Source organism: Stenotrophomonas sp. YJH_SMC_46 (assembly GCF_059370315.1).
Genome location: NZ_JCAFTO010000005.1, coordinates 284399 through 300271, shown reverse-complemented (window position 1 = coordinate 300271; position 15873 = coordinate 284399). Strand labels below are relative to the sequence as shown.

General features: G+C 67.0%; 14 protein-coding genes and 1 riboswitch. Of the genes, 6 read left to right on the top strand and 8 right to left on the bottom strand.

Annotated elements, in window-relative coordinates; genetic code table 11:
- Positions 1 to 18 precede the first annotated feature (18 nt).
- The 3 genes from AC5P8C_RS17040 (at position 19) to pncA (ending at position 3266) form a co-directional block, all read left to right on the top strand.
- Positions 19 to 1428, top strand: coding sequence for a nicotinate phosphoribosyltransferase (locus tag AC5P8C_RS17040; protein WP_019661857.1), 1410 nt, complete (start codon positions 19 to 21; stop codon positions 1426 to 1428).
- A 79-nt stretch (positions 1429 to 1507) separates the two neighbouring features.
- A riboswitch (cobalamin riboswitch) is annotated at positions 1508 to 1736 on the top strand.
- 161 nt (positions 1737 to 1897) lie between these two features.
- Complete coding sequence (locus tag AC5P8C_RS17035) at positions 1898 to 2584, top strand: epoxyqueuosine reductase QueH (protein WP_019661858.1); 687 nt, start codon at positions 1898 to 1900, stop codon at positions 2582 to 2584.
- A gap of 55 nt (positions 2585 to 2639) precedes the next feature.
- Positions 2640 to 3266 carry a bifunctional nicotinamidase/pyrazinamidase gene (gene pncA / locus AC5P8C_RS17030; RefSeq protein ID WP_019661859.1) on the top strand — a complete coding sequence of 209 codons (627 nt, stop codon included), beginning with the start codon at positions 2640 to 2642 and terminating at the stop codon, positions 3264 to 3266.
- A 285-nt stretch (positions 3267 to 3551) separates the two neighbouring features.
- Here the strand turns inward: pncA and purU are convergent, their stop codons facing one another.
- Positions 3552 to 4403, bottom strand: coding sequence for a formyltetrahydrofolate deformylase (gene purU, locus AC5P8C_RS17025; RefSeq protein ID WP_026347242.1), 852 nt, complete (start codon positions 4401 to 4403; stop codon positions 3552 to 3554).
- A 114-nt stretch (positions 4404 to 4517) separates the two neighbouring features.
- Here purU and AC5P8C_RS17020 point away from each other — a divergent pair, with 114 nt between their 5' ends.
- Positions 4518 to 5429 (top strand): LysR family transcriptional regulator, encoded by a 912-nt coding sequence (locus tag AC5P8C_RS17020; RefSeq protein WP_019661861.1) that lies wholly within the window; start codon positions 4518 to 4520, stop codon positions 5427 to 5429.
- Between the two features lie 3 nt (positions 5430 to 5432).
- On the opposite strand, the gene AC5P8C_RS17015 is transcribed toward AC5P8C_RS17020, so the two are convergent.
- The 3 genes from AC5P8C_RS17015 to AC5P8C_RS17005 form a co-directional block, all read right to left on the bottom strand.
- On the bottom strand, positions 5433 to 6533 hold the full coding sequence (locus tag AC5P8C_RS17015) for an NADH:flavin oxidoreductase/NADH oxidase (protein ID WP_111097700.1): 1101 nt from the start codon (positions 6531 to 6533) through the stop codon (positions 5433 to 5435).
- A gap of 120 nt (positions 6534 to 6653) precedes the next feature.
- A complete protein-coding gene (locus tag AC5P8C_RS17010; protein ID WP_495219135.1) occupies positions 6654 to 7469 on the bottom strand; it encodes an NAD-dependent protein deacetylase in 816 nt (271 codons plus the stop codon).
- 43 nt (positions 7470 to 7512) lie between these two features.
- A complete protein-coding gene (locus tag AC5P8C_RS17005) occupies positions 7513 to 7914 on the bottom strand; it encodes an acyl-CoA thioesterase (RefSeq protein WP_005407672.1) in 402 nt (133 codons plus the stop codon).
- A 152-nt stretch (positions 7915 to 8066) separates the two neighbouring features.
- Here AC5P8C_RS17005 and AC5P8C_RS17000 point away from each other — a divergent pair, with 152 nt between their 5' ends.
- Positions 8067 to 8702: a LysE family translocator gene (locus AC5P8C_RS17000; protein ID WP_495219134.1), complete on the top strand. Its 636-nt coding sequence runs from the start codon at positions 8067 to 8069 to the stop codon at positions 8700 to 8702.
- Between the two features lie 134 nt (positions 8703 to 8836).
- Here AC5P8C_RS17000 and AC5P8C_RS16995 read toward each other — a convergent pair whose 3' ends face one another.
- From AC5P8C_RS16995 to AC5P8C_RS16980, 4 genes are all read right to left on the bottom strand, one after another.
- Complete coding sequence (locus AC5P8C_RS16995; protein ID WP_019661865.1) at positions 8837 to 9856, bottom strand: ribonucleotide-diphosphate reductase subunit beta; 1020 nt, start codon at positions 9854 to 9856, stop codon at positions 8837 to 8839.
- 147 nt (positions 9857 to 10003) lie between these two features.
- Positions 10004 to 12406 (bottom strand): ribonucleoside-diphosphate reductase subunit alpha, encoded by a 2403-nt coding sequence (locus AC5P8C_RS16990; RefSeq protein WP_019661866.1) that lies wholly within the window; start codon positions 12404 to 12406, stop codon positions 10004 to 10006.
- A 637-nt stretch (positions 12407 to 13043) separates the two neighbouring features.
- On the bottom strand, positions 13044 to 14144 hold the full coding sequence (gene zapE / locus AC5P8C_RS16985) for a cell division protein ZapE (protein WP_019661867.1): 1101 nt from the start codon (positions 14142 to 14144) through the stop codon (positions 13044 to 13046).
- Positions 14141 to 14812, bottom strand: coding sequence for an alpha/beta hydrolase (locus AC5P8C_RS16980; RefSeq protein WP_019661868.1), 672 nt, complete (start codon positions 14810 to 14812; stop codon positions 14141 to 14143). The genes zapE and AC5P8C_RS16980 overlap by 4 nt, the downstream gene beginning before the upstream one ends.
- A 43-nt stretch (positions 14813 to 14855) precedes the next feature.
- On the opposite strand from AC5P8C_RS16980, the gene AC5P8C_RS16975 reads away from it, so the two are divergent.
- A complete protein-coding gene (locus AC5P8C_RS16975; RefSeq protein WP_155028805.1) occupies positions 14856 to 15713 on the top strand; it encodes an EamA family transporter in 858 nt (285 codons plus the stop codon).
- The last annotated feature ends 160 nt before the right edge of the window (positions 15714 to 15873 follow it).

Sequence of the window (15873 nt, the reverse complement as noted above, 5' to 3'; positions counted from 1 at the left end):
CGCGAAGGAGCTTCCGTCATGCACTACCTCGATAATCTTCTCCTCAACACCGACAGCTACAAGGCCAGCCACTGGCTGCAGTACCCGCCGGGTACCGATGCCACGTTCTTCTACGTCGAGTCACGTGGCGGCCTGCACGATCGCACGGTGTTCTTCGGCCTGCAGGCGATCCTCAAGGACGCTCTGGCACGGCCGGTCTCCCACGCCGATATCGACGACGCCGCTGCGGTGTTCGCCGCGCATGGCGAACCGTTCAACGAGGCTGGCTGGCGCGATATCGTCGACCGTCTCGGCGGCCATCTGCCGGTACGCATCCGCGCCGTGCCCGAAGGCAGCGTGGTGCCCACCCACCAGGCACTGATGACCATCGAATCGACCGATCCGGCCGCGTTCTGGGTGCCGTCGTACCTGGAAACGCTGCTGCTGCGCGTGTGGTACCCGGTCACCGTGGCCACCATCAGCTGGCACGCACGGCAGACCATTGCCGCGTTCCTGCAGCAGACCAGCGACGACCCGCAGGGGCAGCTGCCGTTCAAGCTGCATGACTTCGGCGCGCGCGGTGTATCGAGCCTGGAATCGGCCGCGCTGGGCGGTGCCGCGCACCTGGTCAACTTCCTCGGCACCGATACGGTCTCGGCGCTGTGCCTGGCGCGCGCGCACTATCACGCGCCGATGGCCGGCTATTCGATTCCCGCCGCCGAGCACAGCACCATCACCAGCTGGGGCCGCGAGCGCGAGGTGGACGCCTACCGCAACATGCTGCGCCAGTTCGGCAAGCCCGGTGCGATCGTAGCGGTGGTGTCGGACAGCTATGACATCTACCGCGCCATCAGCGAGCACTGGGGTACCACCCTGCGCGATGAAGTGATCGCCTCCGGTGCCACCCTGGTCATCCGCCCCGACTCGGGCGACCCGGTGGAGGTGGTTGCCGAAAGCCTGCGCCGGCTGGATGACTCCTTCGGCCACAACCTCAACAGCAAGGGCTACCGCGTGCTCAACCACGTGCGGGTGATCCAGGGCGATGGCATCAACCCGGATACCATCCGCACCATCCTGCAACGCATCACCGACGACGGCTACGCCGCCGACAACGTAGCCTTCGGCATGGGCGGTGCGCTGCTGCAGCGGCTGGACCGCGATACGCAGAAGTTCGCACTGAAGTGCTCGGCGGCGAGGGTCGAGGGTGAGTGGATCGACGTCTACAAGGATCCGGTCACCGATGCTGGCAAGACCAGCAAGCGCGGCCGCATGCGCCTGCTGCGCCGCCTGGACGATGGCAACCTGCATACGGTGCCACTGCCGGCCAGCGGCGACGACACCCTGCCGGACGGCTTCGAGGACGCAATGGTGACCGTGTGGGAGAACGGCCGCCTGCTGCACGACCAGCGGCTGGATGACATCCGCACGCGGGCTGCCGCAGGGCATTGAAGGCGTTTCCGGGGGCGGATCCCGTTGCAGCGCAGCGGGCTCTGCCCCCTGCGCTCTTGACCCGCGCCACCAACAGGTCCACTTTGCACACGCCGAAGGTATCCCTCCCATCGCTCCGGCGCCGGGAGGGATTTAAACGGGAATCCGGTGAAGGCGCCTCGCGCGCCCATTCCGGAGCTGCCCCGCAGCGGTGAATGGAAACGAATCCTGCCAACAGCACTGGGCTCGCGCCTGGGAAGCGGCAGGTAGTAGGTGGGCTGCGGCCCGTGTCCATCAGCCCGAATACCGGCCCCGGCCGGGGGACACGACCGTCCCCTGACTCGACCTGGACTCTCCGCGGGGAGGGTGCCGGGGCCGTCGCTGACCTGCGCGTGCGGGCAGTGCGGCCGCGTGCGTCCTTTTCACGGTATCCGTCCAGCCCTGTCCACCCACGCACAGATGCATGGGCCACCGCCGTTGCCGGCGGTCCATGCGGTACCTGACGATGACCGAGTTCCAACGCCCCACCCTGACCCTGCCTGCCAACGGCAAGCGCCTGCTGCTGCATTCATGCTGCGCGCCCTGCTCCGGCGAGGTAATGGAGGCGATCACCGCCTCCGGGATCGACTACGCGATCTTCTTCTACAACCCCAACATCCATCCGGTGAAGGAATACGAACTGCGCAAGCAGGAAAACATCCGCTTCGCCGAGCAGCATGGCATTCCCTTCATCGACTGCGACTACGACACCGACAACTGGTTCAGCCGTGCGCGTGGCATGGAGAACGAGCCCGAACGCGGCATCCGCTGCACGATGTGCTTCGACATGCGTTTCGAACGCACTGCGCTGTACGCGCACGAGCACGGCTACGACACCATCAGTTCGTCGCTGGGCATCTCGCGCTGGAAGAACATGGCGCAGATCAACGATTGCGGCATCCGCGCCGCCTCGCGCTACGAAGGCCTGCAGTACTGGGACTACAACTGGCGCAAGGGCGGCGGTGCCAGCCGCATGATCGAGATCAGCAAGCGCGAGCAGTTCTACCAGCAGGAGTACTGCGGCTGCGTGTATTCGCTGCGCGATGCCAACCGCCACCGTCGCGAGAACGGCCGCGAGCGGATCAAAATCGGCCTGCTGTACTACGGGCAGGACGCTGGGACGCCGCAGGGCGATTGACGTGTGAGCGAGGGGCGGCCACGCTGGTCGCCCCTTCTCTTGTAGTGGATCTGCCATGACCGCCCTGCCCGCCGACGTCGCCCTGCTGGTGATCGACCTGCAGCCGGACTTCATGCCGGGCGGCGCGCTGGCCTGCGACCAGGGTGATGCGCTGGTGGCACCGATTGCCGAACTGCTGGCGCAGCGCCGCTACCGCACGGTGGTGGCCACCCAGGACTGGCACCCGGCCGATCACGCCTCGTTCGCCAGCCAGCACCCCGGCAAGCGTCCGTTCGAGACCATCCTGCTGCACGCGCAGCCACAGACCCTGTGGCCCGACCATTGCGTGCAGGGCAGCGATGGCGCCGCTCTGCACCCGGGCGTGGACTGGGCCATGGCCGACCTGATCCTGCGCAAGGGCACGCGCCAACAGGTGGATTCGTACAGCGCCTTCCGCGAGAACCACGGTCCCGATGGCGAGCGCCCGGCCACCGGCCTGGCCGGCTGGCTGCACGAGCGCCGCATCCGCGAAGTGCACGTGTGCGGCCTGGCCCGCGATTACTGCGTGCTGTGGAGCGCGCAGGACGCAGTGAAGTCCGGCTTCCGGGTGAAGTTCCTGTGGGAGCTGACCAAGCCGGTGACCGAAGCCAACGACGTGATGGTGCGCGAGGCGCTGGGCAAGGCGGGGATTGCGCTCGCCTGACGCGTGACCGCCGGGCATGGCCCGGCGCTACTGGGCACGTCGCTTATGCCGCTTGCGCGCCTGCCCACAACAACACAATCGATTCATCCAGCCCCCCAACTACGCCCCCCTACAGATCGCGGGACGGCCGAACCGGGGGCTTTTCATTGGATGAAATCAGGATTCGGTAGTGCCGGGCGCTGGCCGGCAACCTCGGGATCTCTGCAGTTGCCGGCCAGCGGCCGGCACTACCGGATAGCACCCGTGGTAGCGCCGGGCCATGCCCGGCGGACGCGGGATGGGCGATTACCGGAACACCACCGTGCGATGCCCGTTGAGCAGGATGCGGTGTTCCACATGGCGGCGCACCGCACGCGCCAGCACCAGCGATTCGGTATCACTGCCCAGCCGCACCAGTTCGCGCGGCGCCATCGCATGGTCAACGCGGGCCACGTCCTGTTCGATGATCGGGCCTTCGTCCAGGTCCTCGGTGACGTAGTGCGCGGTGGCACCGATGATCTTGACCCCGCGCGCGTGCGCCTGGTGGTACGGCTGCGCGCCCTTGAAGCTGGGCAGGAAGCTGTGGTGGATGTTGATCGCACGGCCGGCCAGCGCGCGGCACAGCGTGGGTGACAGGATCTGCATGTAGCGCGCCAGCACCACCAGGTCGATGCGCTCACGCTCGACCAGGTCGATGATCTGCTGCTCCTGCACCGCGCGCGTATCGGCGGTCACCGGCAGGTGGTGGAACGGCACCTGGTAGGAGGCGGCCAATGGCGCGAAGTCGGCGTGGTTGGACGCCACCGCCGCAATGTCGACCTTCAGCTGGCCGCTGTGGGCGCGGAACAGCAGGTCGTTGAGGCAATGCCCCTGTTTGCTGACCAGCACCAGCAGGCGTGCGCGGCGGCGGCCATCGTGCAGCTGCCAGTCCATGCCGAAGTCCTGGGCGAGCGTGGCCATCGCGGCGTGCACGGTCTCCAGCGGCAGGCCGGCATCGCGATCGAAATGCACGCGCAGGAAGAAGCGGCCGCTTTCCTCGTCGCCGAACTGCTGGGCGTCGAGGATGTTGCAGCCGTGGTCGAACAGCAGGCCGGACACGCGATAGACGATGCCGGTACGGTCGGGGCAGGACAGGGTGAGGATGGAATCGGGGCGCATCGCCACAGTGTAGGGCAGCGCCCTGCCCAGCGGCCGGATGATCACGGGTGCAACCGACCTGCTTGGTTCAGTACCAAGCGATACTTGGATCTTCCCGTGGCTAGCTGGTCGGTCATGAACCTGTTGCAACTGATCCGCAGCTTCACCCGCACCGCAGAGACCGGCAGCATTGCCGCCGCGGCCCGCATCCTTGGCATCAGCGCCACCGCGGTCGGCCAGAACATCAACCGGCTGGAGGCCCATCTGGGCGTACGGTTGCTGAACCGGAGTACGCGGCAGCTGGCCCTCAGCGAGGCCGGCGCGCTGTACCTGGCGCAGGTGCGTCACATCGAGGCCGACCTGGCGCGCGCGCAGGCGATGGTCACCTCCGGCGACATCGAACCGGCCGGGCCGCTGCGCATCGCCAGCAGCAGTGCGTTCGGCCGCCATGTGCTGGCGCCGTTGCTGCCTTCGCTGCAGCAGCGCTACCCGCAACTGCAGCTGGAGCTGCGCCTGACCGACCGCGCCGTGCAGCATGGCCCGGAAGCGGTGGATGCCAGCATCCGCATCGGGGCCCAGCTGGAGGACGGGGTGGTGGCGCGGCAGCTGGCGCGTGTTCCGTTCGTGTTCTGCGCCTCGCCGGCCTACCTGAAGGCACGCGGCACCCCGCAACAGCCATCCGAGCTGGGCGGTCATCGCGGGCTGCTGCACCGCTTCCCCACCGATGGCCGGCCATTGCGCTGGGGCCTGCTGAAGGACGGCCAGCGCGTGGACGCCGCGCTGCCACCGAGCATGGTCTGCGATGACATCGATGCGCTGGCGACGCTGGCGGCGGCCGGTGCCGGCATCACCCGGCTGGCCGCCTTCGTGGCCGAGCCGTACCTGCGCGATGGCCGCCTGCAGGCGGTGTTCGGCGCCGACACCGCGTGGCGCCCGGAACCGATGGAGGTCTACTTCTGCGTCAGCGACCGCCGCGATTTCACCGCCAAGATCCGCGCGCTGTTCGATCACCTTCAGGCCGGCATCGCGCCGGCTTGGCGGGTGTGAGCCTCAGCGCGTCTTGAACACGCCACGCGCCTCGCGCGGCTCGCAGCGCAGGTACTGCGGCGCCGGCTCCACGCTGTCGCGCAATGCGGCAGCAGCGTGCCACGGCCAGCGCGGGTCGTAGAGGATGCCGCGTGCCAGCGCTACCGCATCGGCGTGGCGATGGCGCAGGATCGATTCGGCCTGCTCCGGTTCGGTGATCATGCCCACCGCGATCACCGGCATGCGCACCTTGGCCTTGATCGCTGCTGCGAACGGCACCTGGTAGCCCGGGCCGACGGTGATCTTCTGGCGCTCGTCCAGGCCACCGCTGGAAACGTGCAGGAAGTTGCAGCCGCGCGCGTCCAGCACCTGGGCCAGCGCTTCGCTCTGCACCAGATCCCAGCCGCCATCGACCCAGTCGCTGGCGGAGATGCGCACGCCCACGGCGACCTTGTCCGATACCGCCGCACGCACGGCGTCGAATACTTCCACGAGCAGGCGCAGGCGGTTCGGCAATGAGCCACCGTAGCCATCGGTGCGGCGGTTGCTCAGCGGCGACAGGAACTGGTGCAGCAGGTAGCCGTGCGCGGCATGCAGCTCGATCAGCTCGAAGCCCAGGCGCTCGGCGCGCACCGCACTGGCGGCGAAGGCAGCAACGAGCTCGGCGATGCCGGCCTCGTCCAGTTCCTGCGGCGCCGGATCGGCAGCATGGAACGGCAGCGGCGACGGCGCCACGGTGATCCAGCCACGCGTGTCGTCGGCTGGCAGTTGACCACCGCCGTCCCAAGGGCGGTTCACTGACGCCTTGCGACCGGCATGGCCGAGCTGGATGCCCAGCGGCATCGGCGACCAGCGGCGGACGCTGGCCAGCACCTGCGCCAGCGCTGCCTCGGTGCCGTCATCCCACAGGCCCAGGTCGGCCCAGCTGATGCGGCCACGCGGCTCGACCGCCGTGGCTTCCAGGATCAGCAGGCCGGCGCCGGACTGCGCCAGGTTGCCCAGGTGCATGGCGTGCCAGTCGCTGGCGCGGCCATCTTCGGCGGAGTACTGGCACATCGGCGCGATGACGATGCGGTTGGACAGGGTCAGGGGGCCGAACGAGATCGGCGAAAACAGCTGGCTCAAGACAGTGATGGGACGACGTAGGGGGGGCATATTGCACCGCTGCGCGGCTCCCGGATCAACCATCTGGATGGATCGCTGTTTCGCGGGGACGGTTGTCGGTAGAGTCGACTGAAGTCGACTCTACCCAGCCGGTGATTCGATAGCCGACGCCAGCGCCTCGGCGCAGTCCCGCTCATCCTTGAACTGCAGCAGGTCGTCGGCACGGGTGCGGCCGCGGTTCAGTGCCGCCACCGGCAGTCCTGCTTTGGCCGCCGCCTGCACGAAGCGGAAGCCGGAATAGACCATCAGCGACGAGCCCACCACCAGCACGGCGTCGGCCTGCTGCAGGTGCTCGTGCACCGCCTCCACCCGCTCGCGCGGCACGTTCTCGCCGAAAAACACCACGTCCGGCTTCAACACCCCGCCGCAGTGCGGGCACCCGGGTACCACGAAGCTGGAGAAATCGGTCTCCAGGTCGGCGTCGCCGTCCGGGGCGATGCCGGCCTCCAGCGTGTCCCAGCCGGGGTTGGCGTCCAGCAGGCGCTGCTGGAACTCCCCGCGATCGCTGCGCCGCTCGCAGCACATGCAGCGCACCAGGTCCAGGCGGCCATGCAGGTCGATCACGTTACGGCTGCCGGCGCGCTGGTGCAGGCCGTCCACGTTCTGGGTCAGCAGCACCTGCAGCTTGCCACGGCTCTCCAGTGCGGCCAGGGCCTGGTGGGTACCGTTGGGCCGGGCCAGGCCGAAGCGCGGCCAGCCCAGCAGGCTGCGCGCCCAGTAGCGCTGGCGGGTAGCGGCCTCGCCCATGAAGGCCTGGTAGGTCACCGGCGGGGTGCGCTTCCACTGGCCGTCGGCATCCCGGTAATCGGGGATGCCCGATGCGGTGCTGCAACCGGCGCCGGTCAGCACGAACAGGCGCTGGGCGCGGTCGATGAAGTCGGTCAGCGGCGAGGTCATGGCTGCCAGATGGGGGCGCCGCAGCGCCCGTGCAAGCGCCGGCTCAGGCGGCCGGCAGCGGCGGCACCGCGATCGGGTGGCCTTCCTCGTCCAGCGCGATCATCACGAAGTGGCCGCGGGTACACAGCTTGCGCTCGCCGCTGTGCAGGTCCTCGGCGACCAGTTCCACCTCCACCTTCATCGAGCTGCGGCCGACTTCGACAATGCGGCCGATGGTTTCCACCATCTGGCCGATGCGGATCGGCAGTTTGAAGTCGACCTGGTCGCTGCGCGCGGTCACCACGGTGCGGCGCGAGTAGCGGGCAGCAGCCAGGAAGGCGGCCTTGTCCATCCACGCCAATGCCTGGCCGCCGAACAGGGTGCCCAGGTGGTTGGTGTGGTTGGGAAAGACGATTTCGGCCATGCGCACTTCGATGGGCGGCACGGTCTCGGGGATCGGGGTCATGGGGGTGCTTCGGTGTGGGGTGCTGCGGATTCTAAGCGACCGGCGTGATGGCCATCGGAATGCACGTGCAACGGTCACCCGGCAGCGGTGCCTGCGCAGGCCGCGCCTGCAGCAGGCGTTACACTGCGCCACGCCCGCTGCCAGGACTGCCCATGCCCGCCACTTCCGACCTGCTGGCCTTTACGCTGGTTTCGCTGGCCATGGTGCTCACGCCCGGGCCGAACATGATCTACGTCATCTCGCGCTCGATCTGCCAAGGGCCGATGGCGGGCCTGATCTCGCTGGGCGGGGTGGCGCTGGGCTTCGTGTTCTACATGCTGTGCGCGGCATTGGGCATCACCGCCCTGCTGATGACCGTGCCGTTCGCCTATGACGCGCTGCGCATCGGCGGCGCGCTGTACCTGCTGTACCTGGCCTGGCAGGCGCTCAAGCCGGGTGGCCGTTCGCCGTTCGCGGTGCGCGACCTGCCGCAGGACAGCCCGCGCAAGCTGTTCACGATGGGCTTCCTGACCAACCTGCTGAACCCGAAAATCGCGGTGATGTACCTGTCGCTGCTGCCGCAGTTCCTGCATCCGGACAGCGAAGGCAGCGTGCTGATGCAGTCGATCGTGCTGGGCTCCACCCAGATCCTGGTCAGCGTCAGCGTGAACGGCCTGATCGCGCTGACCGCCGGCAGCATCGCCGGCTTTCTGGCCGTGCGCCCCACCTGGCAGAGGGTGCAGCGCTGGCTGATGGGCACGGTGCTGGCCGGGTTGGCGGTGCGCATGGCGATGGAAGGGCGGCGCTGATTGTAGAGTCGAGCCATGCTCGACTTTCTTGCGAACAGCAGTCGAGCATGGCTCGACTCTACAAAAACAGGCGCGCAACAAAAAACCCCGGCATTGGCCGGGGTTTTTCGTTGCGACAGGCCGGGCCGGTTCGATCAGAAGTTCATGTCGAAGGCGACTTCGCCCTGCACGCCGACCTGGTAGGCCGAGACGCGGCGTTCGAAGAAGTTGGTCAGTTCCTGCACGTCCTGCAGTTCCATGAACGGCAGCGGGTTGCGCACGTTGTACTTCTTTTCCATGCCCAGTTTGGCGAAGTGCTGGTCGGCACAGTGCTGCAGGTACTGGCGCATGTCACGGGTGGAGATGCCGGCCACGCCGCCGGACAGCACGTCCTCGGCGAACTGCACTTCGCATTCAATGGCTTCGGCCAGCATGTCGTAGACCTGCTGCTTCATCTCTTCGTCGAACAGGTCCGGCTCTTCCTCGCGCACCACGCGCACCGACTCGAACGCGAACTCCATGTGCGCGCTTTCGTCGCGGAACACCCAGTTGGTGCCCGAGGCCAGACCCGGCAGCAGGCCGCGCGACCGGAAGTAGTACACGTAGGCGAACGCAGCGAAGAAGAACAGGCCTTCGATGCAGGCGGCAAAGCAGATCTGGTTGAGCAGGAACTGGCGGCGCTGCTCGCGGGTCTCGATGCGGGTCAGGTCCTGGATCGAGTCGATCCACTTGAAGCAGAAATCGGCTTTCTTCTTGATCGAGTCGATGTTCTCCACCGCCGAGAACGCCTTGGCGCGCTCTTCCGGATCCGGCAGGTAGTTGTCCAGCAGGGTCAGGTAGAACTGCACGTGCAGCGCTTCTTCATACAACTGGCGCGACAGGTACATGCGCGCTTCCGGCGCATTGAGGTGCTGGTACAGGTTCAGCACCAGGTTGTTGGACACGATCGAGTCGCCGGTGGCGAAGAACGCGACCAGGCGGTGGATCAGGTGGCGCTCACCCGGCGACATCTTGCTGTGCAGGTCGGTGATGTCGATCTGGAAATTGATCTCTTCCACCGTCCAGGTGTTCTTGATCGCGTTCCGGTACATGTCATAGAACTGCGGGTAGCGCATCGGGCGCAGGGTCAGTTCAAAACCGGGATCGAGCAGCATCTGCTTGGGCTTGTCGGCCATGGGTGTTTCCTTGTCTTCTCGGGTCAAAACGCCGGGCGTGGCCCGGCGCTACCTGGGTGTTTCCGTGCTGCGGCCGAGCGTGGCTCGGCTCTACAGGTGCGAGGTGCTCGAGTGCCGACCAACGGTCGGCACCCACCGCGCGGTGTGTTACTGGCAGGCCTCGCAGGCTTCCGGGTTTTCCAGCGAGCAGGCGATGGCTTCGTCCGGGCTGAACACCTTGGCCGGGGCCGCGCTGCTCACCGTGGTCTTGGCGATCTTGGTGGCCGGGCGCGAACGCAGGTAGTAGGTGGTCTTGATGCCCTGCTTCCAGGCGTACATGTACATGGAGGACATCGCGCCGATGTTCGGGCTTTCCATGAACAGGTTGAGCGAGGCCGACTGGTCGATGAAGGCGCCACGTTCGGCGGCCATGTCGATCAGCGAACGCATCGGCAGTTCCCACGCGGTGCGATAGACCTCGCGCAGCGTTTCCGGGATCTGTGGCAGACCCGCGATGGAGCCTTCGGCCAGCTTGATGGCATCGCGCATTTCCGGCGTCCACAGGCCCAGCTTCTTCAGCTCGTTCACCAGGTAGCGGTTGACCTGCAGGAAGTCACCGGACAGGGTCTCGCGCTTGAACAGGTTGGACACCTGCGGCTCTACGCACTCGTAGCAGCCGGCGATCGAGGCGATGGTCGCGGTCGGCGCGATCGCGATCATCAGCGAATTGCGCAGGCCGTGTTCCTTGATGCGCTCACGCAGGGCATCCCAGCGCGCAGTGTCTTCCGGCACCACGTTCCAGGCATCGAACTGCAGTTCGCCACTGGCGGCACGGGTGTCGTTGAACGACGGGTGCTTGCCGCGTTCCTGGGCCAGCTCGCAGGAGGTTTCCAGCGCGTGGAAGTAGATCGCTTCGGCAATCTTCTTCGACAGGGCGCGGGCCTCGGCGCTGTCGAACGGCAGGCGCTTGCGGAAGAACACATCCTGCAGGCCCATGCAGCCCAGGCCGACCGGACGCCAGCGCAGGTTGGCGCGGCGGGCGGTTTCGATCGGGTAGAAGTTCAGGTCAATGACGCGGTCGAGCTGGCGCACGGCCAGGCGCACGGTCTCGGCCAGCTTCTCGAAGTCGAACTCGTTGTGCTCGTCGAAGTGGTTGCCCAGGTTGATCGAACCCAGGTTGCACACTGCGGTTTCATCGTTGGAGGTGACTTCCAGGATTTCCGTGCACAGGTTGGACAGGTGGATCACGTTGCCCGGACGCAGGGTCTGGTTGCTTGCGCGGTTGCACTTGTCCTTGAAGGTCATCCAGCCGTTGCCGGTCTCGGCCAGCGTACGCATCATGCGGGCGTACAGCTTGCGCGCTGGGATGGTGCGGTTGGCCTTGCCTTGGGCTTCGGCCTGCAGGTAGGCGGCCTCGAAGGCTTCGCCGAACAGGTCGGTGAACTCCGGCACCACGCGCGGATCGAACAGCGACCATTCCTGGTCGGCCTCGACGCGCTTCATGAACAGGTCCGGTACCCAGTTGGCCAGGTTCAGGTTGTGCGCACGGCGGGCTTCGTCACCGGTGTTGTCACGCAGTTCGAGGAAGTCCTCGATATCGGCGTGCCAGGTTTCCAGGTACACGCAGGCTGCGCCCTTGCGCTTGCCGCCCTGGTTCACCGCGGCCACGGACGAATCCATGGTCTTCAGCCACGGCACGATGCCGTTGGAGTGGCCGTTGGTCGACTTGATGAGCGAACCACGCGAACGCACGCGGGTGTAGCTGACGCCGATGCCGCCGGAGAACTTCGACAGCTGGGCGATGTCGCCGTACTTGGCGTAGATCGACTCCAGCGAGTCCTGCGGCGAATCCAGCAGGAAGCACGAGGACAGCTGTTCGTGGGTGGTGCCGGAATTGAACAGGGTCGGGCTGGACGGCAGGTAGTCCAGGTTGCCCATGCGCTTGTACAGCGCCAGGGTCTCGGACACGTCCTCGCTCAGCGCACTGGCGATGCGCAGGAAGAACTGCTGCGGGGTCTCGATCACCTTGCGGGTGTGCGGGTGGCGCAGCAGGTAACGGTCATACAGGGTACGCAGGCCGAAGTAATCGAAGTTCAGGTCCAGCGAGATGTCGATGGCGTCGTTGAGCTTGCGTGCATTGGTCTGCACGAAGTTCAGCAGGCGGTCGTTGATCAGGCCGACTTCATGGCCACGGCTGACCGACTGCGAGAAGGCGTAGATTTCCTGGCCCGAGACTTCCTTGGCAATGTAGTTGGCCAGCAGGCGCGCAGCGAGGCGGCCGTACTCGGGCTCTTCACCGATCAGCAGGGCGGCGGTGCGGATGGACAGCTCGTCCAGCTCGCGGGTGGTGGCGCCGTTGTACAGGCCGGAAATGGTGCGGGTGGCCACGCGCATCGGATCGACGGCGTGCAGGCCTTCGGAGGAACGCTGCACCGCGCGCACGATCTTGTTCAGGTCCACCAGCTCGGTGGTCCCGTTGCGCTTGGTCACACTCATCGCGTTGGCCGTCGGCGGCGACGTCAACAGGAATTCGCTTTCCTTCTCGATGGTGGCGCTGGATTCGGTGCTCACGGCGTATGTCCTCTTGGCGTGATTTGGGGGTGCTCGATGCATCGGGGTGACGCAGCCCGGGACATGACGGCCCAGGATGGCAGGACGGCGTCGCAGAGGATGAGACCCTGCGCCTGCCACTGCCGTTGACGATCGCGGATGGGTGCTGCTGCCACCCCCAGACCTGGGGTTGCTGCGACCGACGGCCACAAGATAGTGGGGGTAATGGGGTCCGTCAACGCCAAATGTAGTGAAATTCGGCAATCCCTTGCGCCGCAAGGATCGTGCCATCGGCGCCCTGATCAGACGCTTCAGACCCGCCGGAACGGGCTGCGCAGTCAAGCCCGAAAGGCGTCACTGCGGTGGCACAACGCACCGCAGAAACGGAACAATGACAGCTTCACATGACAGTGATGAAGCTGGCTAGGGACAACCCTGTGGATAGGTGGTGGGCAGCCGGTGGGAATGCGGTGGACGTCGGGGATCACCCGCCGGGCAGCGACTCGAGGCCGCATGTGTCGGCCGGGCCGGAGGAGCGGCCGCAGGTAACGCCGTTTCGCCCTCCCCCCCGAATCATTGCCGGCCAGCGGCCGGCACTACCGGAATTCCGGGCTGGTCGTGCCGGCCGCCGGCCGACAACGCACGCCCTCAGGCCCCCTCACGCCCGGTGCGGGGTACCCAGGTACTCGGCGCTCTGCATTTCGATCAGGCGCGAGGCGGTGCGTTCGAACGCGCCCTGCAGGCGCTGGCCGGTGTACAGCTCGATCGGCGAGGTGCTGGCGGTGCAGACCAGGTTGACGTGGCGGTCGTACAGCTCGTCGATCAGGTTGACGAAGCGGCGCGCGGCATCCTCATTCAGGCGGTCGAAGGCGGGAATGCCGCCCAGCAGCACCGTGTTGAACTCGTGCGCGATCTCGATGTAGTCCGAGGGCCCGCGCGGGCCTTCGCACAGCGCGGCGAAATCGAACCAGGCGATGCTCTTGCCACGGCCGCGCACCGGAATCTTGCGGCCCTCGATCTCGATGTTGCCGGGCTTGGCCGGCTGGCCGCCGCTCAGCTCGTTCCAGCGCGTGGCCAACCATTGATCGCTGTCGGCCGCCAGCGGTGCGCGGTATACCGGCGAGCGGGTCAGCGCGCGCATGCGGTAATCCTCGGTACCTTCGGCGTACAGCTCGACGCAGAAGCGCTGCAGCAGGGCAATGGCCGGCAGGAAGCTCTCGCGCTGCAGGCCGTTGAGGTACAGGTTCTCCACTGCGGTGTTGGAGGTGGTGACCAGGGTCACGCCCTCGGCGAACAGGCGCTCCAGCAGCCGCGCCAGCAGCATCGCATCGCCGATGTCGGTGACAAAGAACTCGTCCAGCACCAGCACGCGCAGGTTGCTGCGCCATTCCTGGGCGATCTTCGCCAGCGGGTCGCTCTGGCCCTGGTGCTCGCGCAGGCGCTCGTGGACGCTGCGCATGAAGCGGTGGAAGTGGGTGCGGTACTTCTGCTTGATCGGCAGCCCGTCGTAGAACAGGTCGACCAGGAAGGTCTTGCCGCGGCCGACACCGCCCCAGAAGTACAGGCCCTTGACCGGCTCGGGCTTCTTCCAGAACGAGGACAGGCGGTCCAGCCAGCCATCCTCGGCACTGTCCAGCAGGCCCAGGTGGATGCGGTCCAGCTCGGCCAGCGCCGCATGCTGGGCCGGGTCGTTCTGCCAGTCGCCACGGGCAACCCCTTCCGCATACCGCTGCGACGGGGTCAGCTCGGTTGCACTCATGCCGCCGCGCCCAACCAATGCTTCACGCCGTGGGTCAGCGCGCCACGCAGGTCGATCAGCTTGCGGTGGAAGAAGTGGCTGGTCTCGGGCATGCGCACCAGCTCATGCGGGAAGTCCAGCGTGTCCAGCCACTGGTAGACGGCCTGCGGGTCGACGATCTCGTCCTGCTCGCCCTGGATCACCAGCCAGCGGGCCGGCGGTGCGATACCGTCGAAATCCCAGCGACCGGCCGGTGGCGCGATCGAGATCAGCGCCTCCGGCTGCAGCGCGGCAGCCGCCTTCAGCGACACGAACGAACCGAAGCTGAAACCGGCCAGCCACAGCCGGTCGTGCGGGCGCTGGCTGCGCACCCAGGCGGCGACCGCCTTCAGGTCATCCTGCTCGCCCACGCCGCCGTCGAAGGTACCAGCCGAAGCGCCGACGCTGCGGAAATTGAAGCGCACCGTGGCGATGCCCAGCTCGCGCAGGGTGGTGGCGGTCATGGTGACCACCTTGTTGTGCAGGGTGCCACCCTCGGTGGACAGCGGATGGCAGACGATGGCCACGATCGGCTGCACCGGTACATCGGCCTTGGGCAGGTCGACGACCACTTCCAGCGGGCCGGCCGGGCCGTCCAGTTCGAGGCAGGCGGTTTCGCCGGGGGCGACGGGGAACGAAGGCTTGTGCATGGCACCATGATACCGTCCCCCGCCCCTGACCTGTGCCCGCCCCATGCTCTACCTGTCCTTGGCCGTGATCTGCAGCGTGCTGGTTTCGGTGTTGTTGAAGGTGGCCGGACGCCGCCAGCTGGATGTTTCGCAGATGGTCACCTGGAACTATCTGGTGGCGGCAACGCTCACCGCCGTGGTACTGCAGCCGCCGCTGGACGCACTGCGCGCGCCGCATGCGCCGTGGCTGTCATTGCTGGCGCTGGCGGTGGTGCTGCCGTCGATCTTCCTGGTGCTGGGCCGCGCGGTGGCGGTGGCCGGCATCGTCCGCAGCGACGTGGCGCAGCGGCTGTCGCTGCTGCTGTCATTGGCGGCGGCCTTCCTGTTCTTCGGCCAGACCGCCACGCCGTGGAAGCTGGCTGGGCTCGCCCTGGGCCTGCTGGCGATGGTGGCCATCAGCCTGCGTCCGCGCGGCCCGACCGTAGCGTCCTCGCCCGGTGCCTGGGGCTGGCTGCTGGGCGTCTGGGCCGGGTTCGCGGTGGTGGACGTGCTGCTCAAGCAGGTGGCGCTGTCCGGCACGCCGTCGATGGCGGCGGTGCTGGCCAGCTTCAGCGTGGCCTTCGTGCTGATGCTTGCGTTGCAGCTGTGGCGGCATTTCAGTGGCTGCAGCCGGCTGGCCTGGCGCAACCTCGGCGCGGGTGCACTGCTGGGCCTGCTCAATGGCGGCAACATCCTTTTCTATGTGCAGGCGCACCAGGCGATGCCGGACAGCCCGGCTACCGTGTTCGCCGGCATGAACATCGGGGTAGTGGTCTTGGGCGCGCTGGTGGGTGTGTTCGCCTTCGGCGAGGCCACCACGAAGTGGAACCGCGCCGGCCTGGCACTGGCGGTGCTGGCGATCGGACTGATCGCCTGGGGGTGAGCGTTGGTTGCGGCGGGCCATTTCCGCGCCCGCGGTGGGATGTCACTTTTCTTTTCGCGCGAAAAGAAAAGTAACCAAAAGAACGCGCCGCCAGCCGCGAGCCGGTGCTGTGCACCGGTTCCCTGCGCTTCTCGGTGAACCAGGGGACGGCGCCGAACTC

Bases quoted from the DNA above. Each gene is read 5' to 3' on its own strand.
- AC5P8C_RS17000 (WP_495219134.1), top strand. From the start codon at position 8,067: ATGCCCGCCACTTCCGACCTGCTGGCCTTTACGCTGGTTTCGCTGGCC.
- AC5P8C_RS17020 (WP_019661861.1), top strand. From the start codon at position 4,518: ATGAACCTGTTGCAACTGATCCGCAGCTTCACCCGCACCGCAGAGACC.
- purU (WP_026347242.1), bottom strand. From the start codon at position 4,403: ATGCGCCCCGATTCCATCCTCACCCTGTCCTGCCCCGACCGTACCGGC.
- AC5P8C_RS16995 (WP_019661865.1), bottom strand. From the start codon at position 9,856: ATGGCCGACAAGCCCAAGCAGATGCTGCTCGATCCCGGTTTTGAACTG.
- AC5P8C_RS17035 (WP_019661858.1), top strand. From the start codon at position 1,898: ATGCGGTACCTGACGATGACCGAGTTCCAACGCCCCACCCTGACCCTG.
- AC5P8C_RS17040 (WP_019661857.1), top strand. From the start codon at position 19: ATGCACTACCTCGATAATCTTCTCCTCAACACCGACAGCTACAAGGCC.
- AC5P8C_RS16975 (WP_155028805.1), top strand. From the start codon at position 14,856: ATGCTCTACCTGTCCTTGGCCGTGATCTGCAGCGTGCTGGTTTCGGTG.
- pncA (WP_019661859.1), top strand. From the start codon at position 2,640: ATGACCGCCCTGCCCGCCGACGTCGCCCTGCTGGTGATCGACCTGCAG.
- AC5P8C_RS16980 (WP_019661868.1), bottom strand. From the start codon at position 14,812: ATGCACAAGCCTTCGTTCCCCGTCGCCCCCGGCGAAACCGCCTGCCTC.
- AC5P8C_RS17010 (WP_495219135.1), bottom strand. From the start codon at position 7,469: ATGACCTCGCCGCTGACCGACTTCATCGACCGCGCCCAGCGCCTGTTC.
- zapE (WP_019661867.1), bottom strand. From the start codon at position 14,144: ATGAGTGCAACCGAGCTGACCCCGTCGCAGCGGTATGCGGAAGGGGTT.
- AC5P8C_RS17005 (WP_005407672.1), bottom strand. From the start codon at position 7,914: ATGACCCCGATCCCCGAGACCGTGCCGCCCATCGAAGTGCGCATGGCC.